This window comes from Curtobacterium sp. KBS0715, from assembly GCF_005938005.2.
GTDB lineage: Bacteria > Actinomycetota > Actinomycetes > Actinomycetales > Microbacteriaceae > Curtobacterium > Curtobacterium flaccumfaciens.
In genome coordinates this window covers 824,439-837,243 of the sequence record NZ_VCCA02000001.1, presented here as the reverse complement: position 1 = coordinate 837,243, position 12,805 = coordinate 824,439, and the positions used below count along the sequence as shown (strand labels likewise).

Genomic DNA, 12,805 nt, shown 5'->3' with positions numbered 1-12,805 from the left:
AGCGTCTCGGACCGTGACCTGGCTGACCGATCCGTTCTCCGTCGACTTCATGGTTCGCGCCCTGGTCGGCGGCTCCCTGGCGGCGGTCCTCTGCGCCGTGGTCGGCACGTGGGTGCTGGTCCGGGGCATGGCGTTCCTGGGCGAGGCGCTGTCGCACGGCATGCTGCCCGGCGTCGCGATCGCCACCCTGACCGGGATCCCGCCGGTGCTCGGCGCCGCGGTGAGTGCGGGCGTGATGGTGCTCGGCGTCGGGGCGCTGCGACGTCGCGCCCGACTGTCGTACGACACCTCGATCGGCCTGCTGTTCGTCGGGATGCTCGCGCTCGGCGTGATCATCGTCTCGTCCTCGCGGTCGTTCGCCACCGACGTCACCGCGATCCTGTTCGGCGACGTCCTCGCCGTCACCCGAACCGACGTCGGCGGCCTCGCGATCGCCGCAGCCGTGGCCCTGGCCGTCGCCGTGGCGTTCCACCGGCCCTTCACCGCGCTGGCGTTCGACACCCGCAAGGCCACGACGCTCGGACTGCACCCACGCCTGGCCGAGGTCGTGCTCATCGGGCTCGTCACCCTGGCGGTCGTCGCCTCGTACCGGGCCGTCGGCACCCTGCTCGTCGTGGGCCTGCTGCTCGCGCCGGCGGCCGCCGCCCGCGCCTGGACCCGGCACGTGGCCTCGACGATGCTCCTCGGCGCCGGGATCGGTGCCGCCGCCGTGCTCGTCGGGCTGCTCGTCTCCTGGCACGCCGGCACCGCCGCCGGCGCGAGCATCGCCGCGGTCGCCGTCGGCAGCGTGGTGGTCTCGCGCGCCCTGGCCGTCGTCGTCCTGCGGCGCACCCCGATCCCCACACCGGCGCGCGCGGCCGCGCCGGCCGTACCACGATCCGCCGCACCGTCTCGAGAGGGAGCATGAAGCACTCGACCACCAGTCGCGCCCCCGCGCGCCTCCTGTCCACCATCGGCCTCGCCACCGGCCTGGCCCTCACCGTCACCGCCTGTTCCACGGGCACCCCGTCGGCCGACAGCTCGACCGGCACCGCCCGCCCCCACGGCTACGTTGCGGGCGCGAGCGAGTCCCAGGAACCCCAGGTGCGCCTCCTGGCCGTGTCGGCGACCGGCGCGACCGCGCTGCACGACCTGCTCACCGAGGAGACCACCGAACTCGAGGACGTGGACGCACCGGAGCACTCGGCGACCGACGGCCGGTTCCTCGTCACGAGCGATACCGACCGCACCACGATCGTCGACGGCGGGTCCTGGACGGTCGACCACGGCGACCACACGCACTACTACGCCGCCGAACCCCGGGTCGTCGGCACGATCGACGGCGGCGGCCGGGTTGCGGTGCACTCGTCCGAGACCATGACGACGATCACCTGGCCGGACCGGGCCGAGGCCGTCGTGCTCGACCGTGAGGCACTGGGCCAGGGCGAGGTCGACGAGACCGCCCGGATCGACGCGAGCGTCCTGCTGCCGATGGGCGAGCAGCTCGTGGCGGCCCACGGCGACACGGTCCGCGTGCTCGACCCGGACGGCGAGGCGACCGCCGCCGCCGAGCAAACGTGCACCGACCCCGCCGGCGGGATCGTCACCCGCGCCGGTGCCGTCGTGGGCTGCGCCGACGGAGCGGTCGTGGTGGACGACGCCGGCGAGACCTCGTTCGTCGACCTGCCCGACGGCGCCGAGCGTCCGACGGCCTTCGCCGCACGTCCCGGCCGCCCCACCGTCGCGGGCCTGGCGGGCACGAGCGGGTTCTGGTTGCTCGACGTGCGTCAGGGCTCCTGGCGGCTCGTGCCGACCGATCGACCCCTGCGCGCCGTGGTCGCGGTGGACGACGAGGACGAGCACGTGGTCGGGGTCGACGACTCCGGGCGGGTGGTCGTCGTGACTGCTTCGACGGGGAAGGTGGCCACGACGAAGGCGCTCATCGACACCGGCGCAGACGACCCCGCGCCGCTGCTGCAGCTCGACGCCCAGCGCGCCTACCTGGCCGACCCCACGGACGGCACCGTGCACGAGATCGACTTCGCCGACGGCGCCCGGGTCGCCCGCACGATCGAGCTCCCCGTCGCCCCCGCCGCCTTCGCCGAGGTCGGACTGTGACGGGCACCAGGGCCCTGACCGCGGGCCTCGTCGCCGCGGTCGTCGCCCTCGTCGCCACCGGGTGCACCACCGCAGGCTCCGACCGCCCCCTCGTCGCGGTGACCACGAACATCCTCGGCGACGTCGTCAGCGAAGTCGTCGGGGACCAGGCCGACGTCATGGTCCTCATGCCCCCGGGCGCCGACCCCCACTCGTTCGAAGTCTCCGCGCAGGAAGCCGCGCGACTGCGGAGCGCCGACCTGGTGGTCGAGAACGGGCTCGGACTCGAAGAGGGGGTCGCCCGTCACGTCGCTGCGGCGGCCGAGGACGGCGTGCCGGTCTCCACCGCCGGGGACGCGTTCGACCCGCTGGAGTGGACCACCGAGGACGACAGCGGCCCCGACCCGCACTTCTGGACCGACCCCGCCCGGATGGTCGACGTGGTCGAGGCCATCGACCAGGACCTGCGCGACGCCGGCATCGAGCCGACCGGCACCGACGCCTACCTGGACGAGCTCCGCGACCTGGACGACACGATGACGACCGCGTTCCGGACCGTGCCCGAGGAACGCCGGGCGCTCGTCACGAACCACCACGTGTTCGGGTACCTGGCCGACCACTACGGGTTCCGGGTCGTCGGGGCGGTGATCCCGAGCGGGACCACCCTGGCCTCCCCCAGTGCCGCCGACCTGCGCGACCTGGCCGACGCGATCGACGAAGCGGGGGTCCGGACGATCTTCGCCGACGCCTCGCAGCCCGCGCGACTGGCCGAGGTGCTGGCCGAAGAGGTCGACCTGCACGTCGAGATCCGCCCGCTGGCGACGGAGTCCCTCACCGAGGACGGCGACGCCTCCACCTACCTCGGCATGATGCGCTCGAACACCGAGGCCATCGTCGACGGCCTGTCGACTGGTAATTGAGAATGAGAATCAATACAGTGAACAGCATGACGAACACGAAGACGCTCCGGGCCGTGTGGCCCGCCGCCCTGCTCGGCGCGGCCGCCCTGGCCCTGACCGGGTGCGCCACGAACACCGACGCCGGGTCCGACAGCACTGCGACCCCGAAGGCCGACGGGACCCGCATCACCCTGACCTACGACGGCGGCCTGCTGGTCCTCGACCAGGAACTGCGGGTCGTGGCCGACGACGCGATCGACGGCTTCACCCGGGTCAACCCGGCCGGTGACGGACGCCACGTGCTCGTCACCGTGCCCGAGGGCTTCCGGGTCCTCGACACGCAGGCCGAGCCCGCCCTGACCGACGCGGTGTTCCCCGCCGAAACCGGCGGCCACGCGGTCGTCCACGGCGACCGCACCGCCCTGTTCGCCGACGGCACCGGCGACGTGACGACGTTCGACCACACCGAGCTCGACGGCGCCGACCTGCCCGAGGTCGAGACGACGAAGTCCGAGGCCGCCCACCACGGCGTCGCGATCGAGCTCGAGGACGGCACGCTCCTGACCACCATCGGCACCGAGGAGAGCCGCTCCGGTGTGCGCGCCCTGGACGCCGACGGCAAGGAGACCACCCGGTCCGAGGAGTGCCCCGACGTGCACGGCGAGGGTGCGGTCAAGGGTGAGGTCGCGGTGTTCGGCTGCACCGACGGTGCGCTGGTCTACCAGGACGGCGCGTTCGAGAAGATCGACGCCCCGACCGACTACGGCCGCACCGGCAACCTGTTCACCACCGAGGACTCGTCCGTCGCGGTCGGCGACTACAACGACGACCCCGACAGCGAGGGCTACCTGCTCGACCAGATCGCCCTGATCGACGCGGCCTCGGGCGAGTACACCGTCGCGGACATGCCCGACGGCGTCGGCTTCACGTTCCGCGACCTGGCCCGCGGCCCCGGCGACGAGGCCGTCGTGCTCGGCGACGACGGCGCCCTGCACACCTTCGACGAGACCACCGGCGAGCAGCTGGAGTCGTACCCGGTGATCGACGCGTGGGAGGGCCCGACCGAGTGGCAGGACGCCCACCCGGCCCTGAAGGTCGAGGGTGACGTCGCCTACGTCACCGACCCCGCCGAGCAGAAGGTCCACGCCGTCGACCTGACCACCGGCAAGGTCATCGCCTCGAGCGACGAGCTGCCGGGCGTGCCCAACGAGATCGCGGTCGCGTAGCGACGATCGCGCGACGGGGTCCGGAGCACGACCCCGAGACGGACAGGAGGCCCGTGGCGATCCCGCCACGGGCCTCCTGTCCGCTGTCAGCGCGTGGACCGCGCGACGTCAGCCGCCGTGCGTCAGCCCTTGACCGGGATCGACTGCGCCTTGAGCGCCGCGATGGTCTTGGACTGCCCGGACTCGAGCGCCTCGGCCAACGTGCCCGAGCCGGACGCCGCCTGCCCGAAGCCGTCGGAGACGTCCGAGTAGGTCTGCGTCATCGTCGGGCCCCAGGTGAAGGGCTGGATGTCCTTCGCCGCGGTGGCGAACTCCTCGTAGATCTTCTGGCCGCCGTAGAAGTCGAGCCCCTCGGTCAGGGCCGGCAGGTCGGCGCCGGTGGTCGAGGCCGGGTACAGGTTGGCCTCCTTGTTCAGTGCGGAGAGCGCCTCGGTCGAGGTGTTCAGCCAGACCAGGAACTTCGACGCCTCGGCCGGGTGCGCGCTGCCCGCGAAGACGACGTTCGACGAACCACCCCAGGCGGCCGACTTGGTCTCACCGGACTTCCACTGCGGCATCGGCGCGACGGCCCACTTGCCGGAGGTCGACGGCGCACCGCTCGAGATGGTGTTCGCACCCCAGACCGCGGAGACCCAGGTCCAGTCCTTGCCGCTGTCGTAGGCGCTGTTCCACTGGTCGGTGAAGCTCGGAAGGGTGTTGACGAGCTTCTTGTCGATCAGGTCCTGCCAGTAGTCGGCGACCTTCTTCGACGCGTCGTCGTTCAGGTTGACCTTCCAGTCCTGGCCCGAGTTCTCGAACCACTGGCCACCGGCCTGCGAGACGAGCCCCGCGAACTGGTTGACGTCACCCTTGGCGAAGTTGGTGATGTTGCCGCCGAGCGCCTTGATCTTCACGGCGTCCTCGGCGTACTCCTCCCACGTCTTCGGGGCGTCGAGGCCGGCCTTCTCGAACAGGTCCTTGCGGTAGTACAGCGCCATCGGACCGGAGTCCTGCGGCACCGCGTAGACCGACTTCGACTCACCGAAGGTCACCTGGTTCCACAGGCCGTCGGAGAAGTCCTTCTTCGCGTCGCTGATGCCGGCGCACGCGCCGATGTCCTCGAGGCCGCCCTGCACACGGAACGCCGGCAGGGTGTCGTACTCGACCTGGCCGATGTCCGGCGCCTGCTTGGCCTTCAGCTGGTTGAAGAAGTTCTGGTAGGTGCCGCTGTTGCCGTTCGCGACGATCGAGACCTTGACCTGGATGTCCGGGTTGGCCTTGTTCCAGATCGCGACGACCTTGTCCATGTTCGGCACCCAGGTCGTGAAGTCGAGGGTGACCTTGCCGTCCGAGGGCTTGCAGCTGGCGGCCATGGTGTCGGATCCGCCGCCGCTGCTGCTGCCGCCGGTGCTGCAGCCGGCGAGGGCCACGGTGGCGGCCACGGCGATCGCGGCGACGCTGAGGAACTTCGTTGTCTTCATGCTGTTTCCGTTCGGATGTGGTGTGGGGAGAGCTGGTGCGGGAAGGGGTGCGGGTCGAGGGGCTACTTCAGGCCGCCGGAGCCCAGGCCGGAGCGCCAGAAGCGCTGCAGGCTCAGGAAGGCGATGAGCAGCGGGATGATCGAGACGAACGACCCGATGAGCACGAGGGTGCGCAGGTCCGGGTACTGGTTCACGCTCGAGTTCCACGTGTAGAGGCCGAGGGTGACGGGGAACAGCGACGAGTCGCGGAGCATCACGAGCGGCAGGAAGAAGTTGTTCCACACGGCGACGAACTGGAACAGGAAGATCGTCACGAGCGCGGGCGACATGAGCCGGACCGCCACGGTGAAGAACGTCCGGACCTCGCCGGAGCCGTCGATGCGGGCGGCCTCGATGATCTCGTCGGGCACGCTCGACGCCGCGAACAGCCGCGACAGGTAGACGCCGAACGGGCTGACGATGCTCGGCAGGAACACCGACCAGAACGTGTCGGTCAGGTCGACCTGGCTGAAGATGAGGAACAGCGGCAGGGCCAGGGCGGTCGCCGGCACGAGCACGCCGCCGAGGAACACGTTGAACAGGACCTCGCGGCCGCGGAACCGGTACTTGGCCAGGGCGTACCCGCACATCGCGGAGAGCACGGTGCCGAGCAGACCGGCGACCCCCGCGTAGGCGATGCTGTTCAGCAGCCAGCGCAGGTAGATGCCGTCCTGCCGCGTGAACAGCTCGACGAGGTTGCCGAAGAAGTCCTGCACCGAGGTGGCACTGAACCACAGCGAGAACGTCGAGTTGAAGTTCGCGGCGGTCTTGGTGGACGAGACCAGCAGCCAGAAGATCGGCAGCAGGAAGTAGAGGGTGAAGACCCCCATCACGATCATCGCGGCGCTGCGCGAGATGACGCTCTCACGGGGACCGCGCGCTCCGCGCTGGTGCGGACGGGAGGCCCGGTTCGGCTCGAGCGGTCGGCCGACGTCGCGGACGAGGTCACCTTGGGACGGGGCGTTGACGGTCATTCGGCGGCCTTCCGCTGGGTCAGTCGGAGGAACCCGATCGACAGGACGAACGTGGCGACGGCGAGGACGACCGAGAACGCCGCTGCGAGGTTGAAGTTCGGCACCGAGGACGTCGAGTAGACGAGCATGTTCGGCGTGAACGTCGACGAGATGGTCGAGGTGAACTGGCGGAACACGGTCGGCTCGGTCAGCAGCTGCAGGGTGCCGATGACGGAGAACACCGCGGTGAGGACGATGGCCGGCACCACGAGCGGGATCTTGATCGACAGGGCGATCCGGAGCTGGGACGCACCGTCGAGCTTCGCCGCCTCGTACACCTCGGCGGGGATCGCGAGGAGCGACGAGTAGATGATGAGCATGTTGTAGCCGACGTAGACCCAGGTCACGACGTTGGCGACGGCCCACAGCACGGTGCTGCCGCCGAGCAGGTCGACCCGCGAGGTCACCGCGGAGAACGGCGACAGGTCGGGGGCGTAGAGGTAGCCCCACATGATCGCGGCGATGACGCCGGGCACCGCGTACGGCGCGAAGAACGCCAGGCGGAAGAACCGCTTGCCGCGCAGCAGCGGGGAGTCGAGCAGCAGGGCGAACAGGAGCGCGAGCCCGAGCATCACCGGCACCTGCACGACGCCGAACAGCAGCACGCGGAGCACGGAGCTCCAGAACTCGCCGTCCTGGAACACCAGGGCGTACTGGCTCAGCCCGCCGAAGACCTGCGTCGGGGCGCCGAACGTGCCCTGCCGCTCGATCTTCTGCAGCGACTCCCACACGGCGTAGAGGATGGGGACCAGGTAGAACGCCGTGAACAGCACGGCGAACGGCAGGACGAAGATCGCGATGGCGCGGCGGTAGCGGAACCCGCCGCCCCGGCGTCGTCGGGTCGCGCTGGGCGACTGTGCGGTGGTGGTCATGAGCGGTTCCTGTCGGTGCGGATGATCTGGGTCCCGCCGGGGGCGATGGCGGTGGTCCCGGTGACGGGGCGGTCGGCGACGAGCTCGTGGCCGGCCTCGTGGTGCTCGACGGTGCGGTCGGAGTGGTTCAGCAGGAAGACCCACTCGTGGGTGTCGTCCCGGCGTCGCACGACCTCGAGTCCGGGGCGGACGGCGGGGTCGGCGCGGACCCCGGCCTCGTCGAGGACGCGGTGGACGAACCCGCCCAGCGCACCGGCGTCCAGCACCGTGGACGTGTACCAGGCGGTCCCGGTGCCGTGCTCGTTGCGGGTGACGGCCGGGCGGCCGGCGAGCGAGCCCTCGGCGTAGTCGACGACGCTCGTCGCACCGCGCAGCTCGACCGGCTCCGACCAGACGCTGCCGGTCGTGCCGTCGGACAGCGCGATCGTGGCGTCGGCGGCGAGCGGGAGGAACTCGTCCACCCGCACGCCGAGCAGGTCACGGAAGGCGCCCGGGTAGCCGCCGGTGCGGACCCGGTCGCGCTCGTCGACGATGCCGCTGAAGCAGCTGACGATCGCGTGCCCGCCGCCGGCGACGTGGTCGGCGATGACGGCCGCGTGCTCGTCGCGGACCAGGTACAGCTCGGGGACGACGACGAGCGCGTACCCGTCGAGCGGTGCACCGGGGGCGACGACGTCGACGGTCACGCCGAGGTCCCAGAGCGCGGCGTGGAACGCGTGGACCTGCTCCAGGTAGCGGAGCGCGGTGCTGGGGTGGGCCTCCAGGTCGGCGGCCCACTGGTTCTCCCAGCTGAACACGAGCGCGACGTCGGCGACGACGCGCGACCCGCGCAGTTCGCCGAGCCGCTCGACCAGGGCGCCGAGCGCGACCACGTCGTGCCAGGTCCCCGACTCGGTGCCGGCGTGCGGCAGCAGCGCCGAGTGGAACTTCTCGCTGCCCTGCACGGATGCGCGCCACTGGAAGAAGCAGACCCCGTCGGCCCCGCGGGCGATGTGCGCCGCGGTGTTCCGGAGCATCTCGCCCGGAGCCTTCGCGACGTTGTGCGGCTGCCAGTTGACGGCACCCGTCGAGTGCTCCATGAGCAGCCAGGGGGCGCCGCCGGCCAGGCCACGCGTGGTGTCGGCGGCGAAGGCGAGCTCGACGTGCGGCCGGGGCAGGCGGTGGTCCAGGTAGTGGTCGTTCGCGATGACGTCCATGTCGCCGGCCCACGACCAGTAGTCGAGCGCCGTGATGTGCGCGGCGACCATGAAGTTCGTCGTGACGGGCTTGTCGCTCAGCTCGCGCAGGACTGCTGCCTCGGCGCGGTGGTGGCCGAGGAGCTCGTCGGACGAGAACCGGTCGAAGTCGATGGTCTGCGCCGGGTTCGTGAACGACAGCGTCGCGCGGGGCGGCAGCACCTGCTCCCACGCGGAGTAGCGCTGGCTCCAGAACGAGGTGCCCCAGGCGGCGTTGAGTGCGTCGACCGTGCCGTACCGGGCCTGCAGCCAGCCGCGGAACGCCTGGGCGGAGACGTCGCAGTAGCAGTGCGCGTTGTGGCAGCCGAGCTCGTTCGACACGTGCCAGAGCCGCACGGCGGGGTGCTCGCCGTAGCGCTCGGCGGTGGCGCGGACCAGGGCGAGGGCGTGCTCGCGGTAGACCGGGGAGCTCGGGCAGAACGCCTGGCGGCCACCGGGCCAGCGGGTGGTGCCGTCGGCGACGACGGGCAGGACCTCGGGGTACCGGGTGGTGAGCCACGGTGGTGTCGAGGCGGTGCCCGTGCCGAGGTCGACCCCGATGCCCGCGCCGTGCAGCAGCTCGATGACGGTGTCGAGCGCGGCGAAGTCGTACTCACCCTGCCGCGGTTCGACGTGCGACCAGCCGAAGACGTTGATCGCGACGAGGTTCACGCCGGCCTCGCGCATGAGCCGGACGTCCTCGACCCACACCTCGGGGTCCCACTGCTCGGGGTTGTAGTCGCACCCGAACGCGAGGCCCGTCGAGCCGAGGCCGAGCGCGCCGGTGGCGGCCGTCGGCAGGGTGGTGGTCGTCACGGGGATCCTCGCTGATCGGGGCGGCCCCGGCCGCCTCGGTCGCGTGCGACCCCTTCGACGGCGAAGGCCACCCAGTGTTCTGGGAGCGCTCCCAGTCCGCACCGGCCGATCGGGGCCGGATGTTTCTGGGAGCGCTCCCAGATCAAACACCAGCGGCTGCACCCTGTCAACTGCGAGGCGTTCCGAGGGCTCCTCAGCGCCGGATATGGTTGCCCCATGTCCGAGGTCCGATCCGCTCGTCAGCGCGCCACGATCCAGGACGTCGCCGACGAAGCGGGGATGTCGCGCGGCACCGTCTCACGGGTGCTCAACGACGAGCCGTACGTCTCGCCGAAGGCGCGCGAGGCCGTGCAGGACGCCGTCCGACGCGTCGGCTACGTGCGCAGCGCCGCCGCCCGCAGCCTGGTCACCCGGCGTTCCGGGGCGATCGCGCTCATCGTCCACGAACCCTCGGTCGTGGTGCTCGACGACCCCAACATCGGCAACATCCTGATCGGCACGAACGCCGTGCTGTCCGACGCCGACCAGCAGCTCGTCACGATCATGGTCGACTCCGCCCGCGACAGCGAGCGCGTGGTCGAGTACCTGCGCGGCGGGTTCGTCGACGGCGCCATCGTGCTGTCCGCCCGCGACGGCGACCCGATCACCGGCGCGATCGAGGAGATCGGCATGCCCGCGTGCTTCGTCGGGCACCCGTCCGACGCCGCGAACATCTCGTACATCGGCATCGACAACCGCGCCGCAGCCGAGCAGATCACCCGGCGCCTGATCGACACCGGTCGTCGTCGGATCGGGATGCTCGCGTCCGGGCTCGACCGCGACTCCGGCCAGGACCGTCTGGCGGGGTTCACCGCGGCACTCGGCGAGCGCTTCGACCCCGGCCTCGTCGCCCGGAACCCCCTGTTCAGCTACACCGCCGGCGCCGAGGGCATGCGCGAGCTGCTCGAGCGCGCCCCGGACATCGACGGGGTGTTCGCTGCGTCCGACGCCGTCGCCGCCGGTGCGATGGACGTCCTGCAGCGCAGCGGCCGGAGCGTGCCGTCCGACGTCGGAGTGGTCGGGTTCGACGACAGCGCCTGGGCGCTGCGGTGCGACCCGCAGCTGTCGACGGTGCGGCAGCCGGCGCGCCTGCTCGGCGAGCAGGCGGCGCACCAGGTCCTCGAGCAGATCGGCGGCACCGACGACGGTCCACGCGGTCTGCTGTTGCCGACGGAGGTCGTCTGGCGCGGGTCCGCGTAGCCGGCCGCGGACGGACGGGAGGCCCGTGGCGGCGTCGCCACGGGCCTCCCGTCCGTCTGTGGGTGCGTCCTGCACCCGGCCGGGTCAGCCCTGCGGGGGCGAGTACAGCTGCAGGTCGTTGCCCTCGCTGTCCTTGAAGGGGATGATCTTGCCCCACGGGTGCTCGCTGATCTCGCCCTGGATGTCCGCGCCGCGCTCCTTGAGCGCGGCGACCTCGTCCTCGATGCTGCCGTCCGGCTGGAACGACACGACGGCGCCGCCGTCGCTCGCCTGGCTGGCTGACTCGCGCCCGTTCAGGCCGATCATCAGGCCGCCGGCGTCGATCTCGCTCCAGTCGTCGGACTGGTCCTTGACGGTGAGACCGAGCGTGTCGCGGTAGAACGCGACGGCGCGCTCCATGTCGCTGACCGGGACCCAGACTGCTGCGACTCCACTTGCCATGGTGTTTCCTCTCGTCGTGGTGTGCCGTGGACGGTAGGCAGCGCTCGTGCGCGGGGGCACAGGCTCGGTGTCCCCCGGTGCCGGGTCAGCCGGCCGCCGGACGCCACATGCTGATCGGGGTCGCCGCGCGGAACCCCGCGATCGGCGCACCGTCCGTGAACCCGTGCCGTCGGTACAGCCGACGGTTCACGGGGGTGGAGGACTCCAGGTACGCGCCGTCCGCCGTCCGGTCCGCCCGCTCGAGTGCGTGGCCGAGCAGCAGTCCGCCGATGCCCCGACCACGCGCTGACGCCGACACCCCGATCTCGGCGAGGTACCAGTGCGGGGTGACCGGTCGGGCGCGCTCCATGCGGCGCAGGTGGGCCACCGCACGGAGCACCCCTCCGAGCCCCAGGACCCGGAGGAACGCCGGCACCTGCCGCACGAAGGCCCGAACGCCCCCGCGCTGCCGACCGGGTGCCTGCCAGAAGGCGGCGCCGACCACCCGGCCACCGATCGTGGCGACGTCCACCCGTCGCGCGGGCATCGGCACCGACCGGATGAGCGCGGCGAACAGCCCGGTCAGCACGGCCGGGCGCTCCTCGCCGGGTCGCGGCGGCCGGAACTCGGCGAGCACCGGGTCGTCGGCGAAGGCCTCGGCGAGGACGGCCGCGGCCGCCTCGAGCTCGGCGGGTCCTGCTGCTCGGACGACGGTCTCCATGCTGACTCCTCGGGTGCTCGCTGATTTGGCCGCCTGGCCGACTTCATCCTCGCGGTCGGTCCTGCACGCGCCCCGTACGCTTCCTGTGATGACCGACGAGCAGCAGACGCGCGGGTACCGCAGCCGACAGCACCGGCGTGCGGAACTGCTCGACGCCGCCGCCCTGGTCGTGCGGGACGACGGCCTGCGCGGCCTCACCACCCGGGCCGTCGCCGCCCGAGCCGGCGTCGCCCACGGTGTCGTGCACTACGCCTTCGGGGCCCGGCGCAACCTGGTCGTCGCGCTGCTCGAGCGGCAGGCGCGTGCGGTCCTGCCGCCGGTGCTCGCGGCCGCCGACGAGCACGACGACCTCGCCGCCGCGCTCGAGGCGGGGATCTCGGCGTACCTCGACCTGGTGCGGCGCGAACCCGAGCGGTTCCGGGTGCTCGAGGCCCTCAGCGCGACGGCCCTCGCCCCGGACGGCGACGGGGACCTGCTCGACGCCGAACGACGACTCTGGCGCGACGGCGTGGTGGCCGGGATCGAGCGCTGGACCGCGCGGCACGGGGCGGCGCCGTCGGAGCCGGTGCCCGTGGTCGCCGAGGCCGTGATCACCCTGGTGGACGGGCTCGCCCGCGCCGCGTGGAGCGATCCGGACGGCACCGCGACCGCCCGATCGCGGGCGTTGCTGGTGCGCGGATTGACCACCGCGGTGACCGCCGTCGTGACCACCGCGGTGACCTCCGAGCACTGACCTGCAAACCGACCGGGGAAGCGCTCCGAATGTCATGTGTGCCGCACACTGCGGCGCGTACAGAAAAGAGGGCTGAT

The 12,805-nt window shown here is 71.8% G+C and carries 12 protein-coding genes; 6 read left to right on the top strand and 6 right to left on the bottom strand.

What is annotated here, in order from left to right; genetic code table 11:
- The first annotated feature begins 13 nt into the window (after window positions 1–13).
- From aztB to FFG40_RS04095, 4 genes are read left to right on the top strand one after another with little or no spacing between them, the layout of a single operon-like run.
- Window positions 14–907, top strand: a complete 894-nt coding sequence (aztB, locus tag FFG40_RS04110) for a zinc ABC transporter permease AztB (RefSeq protein ID WP_138802336.1) — start codon at window positions 14–16, stop codon at window positions 905–907.
- Window positions 904–2,097 carry an ABC transporter gene (locus FFG40_RS04105; protein ID WP_138802335.1) on the top strand — a complete coding sequence of 398 codons (1,194 nt, stop codon included), beginning with the start codon at window positions 904–906 and terminating at the stop codon, window positions 2,095–2,097. Before aztB ends, FFG40_RS04105 begins: the two co-directional genes overlap by 4 nt.
- Window positions 2,094–2,996 carry a metal ABC transporter substrate-binding protein gene (locus FFG40_RS04100; RefSeq protein WP_260678784.1) on the top strand — a complete coding sequence of 301 codons (903 nt, stop codon included), beginning with the start codon at window positions 2,094–2,096 and terminating at the stop codon, window positions 2,994–2,996. The genes FFG40_RS04105 and FFG40_RS04100 overlap by 4 nt, the downstream gene beginning before the upstream one ends.
- 26 nt (window positions 2,997–3,022) lie before the next feature.
- Window positions 3,023–4,201 carry a hypothetical protein gene (locus tag FFG40_RS04095; protein WP_138802334.1) on the top strand — a complete coding sequence of 393 codons (1,179 nt, stop codon included), beginning with the start codon at window positions 3,023–3,025 and terminating at the stop codon, window positions 4,199–4,201.
- 122 nt (window positions 4,202–4,323) lie between these two features.
- Here the strand turns inward: FFG40_RS04095 and FFG40_RS04090 are convergent, their stop codons facing one another.
- The 4 genes from FFG40_RS04090 to FFG40_RS04075 all read right to left on the bottom strand — a co-directional run bounded on the left by FFG40_RS04090 (window position 4,324) and on the right by FFG40_RS04075 (window position 9,615).
- The gene (locus FFG40_RS04090; RefSeq protein WP_138802333.1) at window positions 4,324–5,661 is read right to left on the bottom strand and encodes an ABC transporter substrate-binding protein; all 1,338 of its coding nucleotides are present in this window, start codon (window positions 5,659–5,661) and stop codon (window positions 4,324–4,326) included.
- A 62-nt stretch (window positions 5,662–5,723) separates the two neighbouring features.
- Window positions 5,724–6,674, bottom strand: a complete 951-nt coding sequence (locus tag FFG40_RS04085) for a carbohydrate ABC transporter permease (protein ID WP_228516621.1) — start codon at window positions 6,672–6,674, stop codon at window positions 5,724–5,726.
- On the bottom strand, window positions 6,671–7,585 hold the full coding sequence (locus FFG40_RS04080; RefSeq protein ID WP_027467229.1) for a carbohydrate ABC transporter permease: 915 nt from the start codon (window positions 7,583–7,585) through the stop codon (window positions 6,671–6,673). Before FFG40_RS04080 ends, FFG40_RS04085 begins: the two co-directional genes overlap by 4 nt.
- Window positions 7,582–9,615, bottom strand: coding sequence for a beta-galactosidase (locus FFG40_RS04075; RefSeq protein ID WP_138802332.1), 2,034 nt, complete (start codon window positions 9,613–9,615; stop codon window positions 7,582–7,584). Before FFG40_RS04075 ends, FFG40_RS04080 begins: the two co-directional genes overlap by 4 nt.
- Window positions 9,616–9,831: 216 nt before the next feature.
- Here FFG40_RS04075 and FFG40_RS04070 point away from each other — a divergent pair, with 216 nt between their 5' ends.
- On the top strand, window positions 9,832–10,854 hold the full coding sequence (locus tag FFG40_RS04070) for a LacI family DNA-binding transcriptional regulator (protein WP_138802331.1): 1,023 nt from the start codon (window positions 9,832–9,834) through the stop codon (window positions 10,852–10,854).
- 84 nt (window positions 10,855–10,938) lie between these two features.
- Here FFG40_RS04070 and FFG40_RS04065 read toward each other — a convergent pair whose 3' ends face one another.
- Both FFG40_RS04065 and FFG40_RS04060 read right to left on the bottom strand, forming a co-directional pair.
- Window positions 10,939–11,295, bottom strand: a complete 357-nt coding sequence (locus FFG40_RS04065) for a VOC family protein (RefSeq protein WP_027467232.1) — start codon at window positions 11,293–11,295, stop codon at window positions 10,939–10,941.
- An 85-nt stretch (window positions 11,296–11,380) separates the two neighbouring features.
- Window positions 11,381–11,995 (bottom strand): GNAT family N-acetyltransferase, encoded by a 615-nt coding sequence (locus tag FFG40_RS04060; RefSeq protein WP_138802330.1) that lies wholly within the window; start codon window positions 11,993–11,995, stop codon window positions 11,381–11,383.
- 88 nt (window positions 11,996–12,083) lie between these two features.
- On the opposite strand from FFG40_RS04060, the gene FFG40_RS04055 reads away from it, so the two are divergent.
- A complete protein-coding gene (locus FFG40_RS04055) occupies window positions 12,084–12,728 on the top strand; it encodes a TetR family transcriptional regulator (protein WP_185974079.1) in 645 nt (214 codons plus the stop codon).
- Window positions 12,729–12,805 lie beyond the last annotated feature (77 nt).

Bases quoted from the DNA above. Each gene is read 5' to 3' on its own strand.
- FFG40_RS04090 (WP_138802333.1), bottom strand. From the start codon at position 5,661: ATGAAGACAACGAAGTTCCTCAGCGTCGCCGCGATCGCCGTGGCCGCC.
- FFG40_RS04070 (WP_138802331.1), top strand. From the start codon at position 9,832: ATGTCCGAGGTCCGATCCGCTCGTCAGCGCGCCACGATCCAGGACGTC.
- FFG40_RS04055 (WP_185974079.1), top strand. From the start codon at position 12,084: ATGACCGACGAGCAGCAGACGCGCGGGTACCGCAGCCGACAGCACCGG.
- FFG40_RS04065 (WP_027467232.1), bottom strand. From the start codon at position 11,295: ATGGCAAGTGGAGTCGCAGCAGTCTGGGTCCCGGTCAGCGACATGGAG.
- FFG40_RS04085 (WP_228516621.1), bottom strand. From the start codon at position 6,674: ATGACCGTCAACGCCCCGTCCCAAGGTGACCTCGTCCGCGACGTCGGC.
- FFG40_RS04060 (WP_138802330.1), bottom strand. From the start codon at position 11,995: ATGGAGACCGTCGTCCGAGCAGCAGGACCCGCCGAGCTCGAGGCGGCC.
- FFG40_RS04080 (WP_027467229.1), bottom strand. From the start codon at position 7,585: ATGACCACCACCGCACAGTCGCCCAGCGCGACCCGACGACGCCGGGGC.
- FFG40_RS04105 (WP_138802335.1), top strand. From the start codon at position 904: ATGAAGCACTCGACCACCAGTCGCGCCCCCGCGCGCCTCCTGTCCACC.
- FFG40_RS04095 (WP_138802334.1), top strand. From the start codon at position 3,023: ATGACGAACACGAAGACGCTCCGGGCCGTGTGGCCCGCCGCCCTGCTC.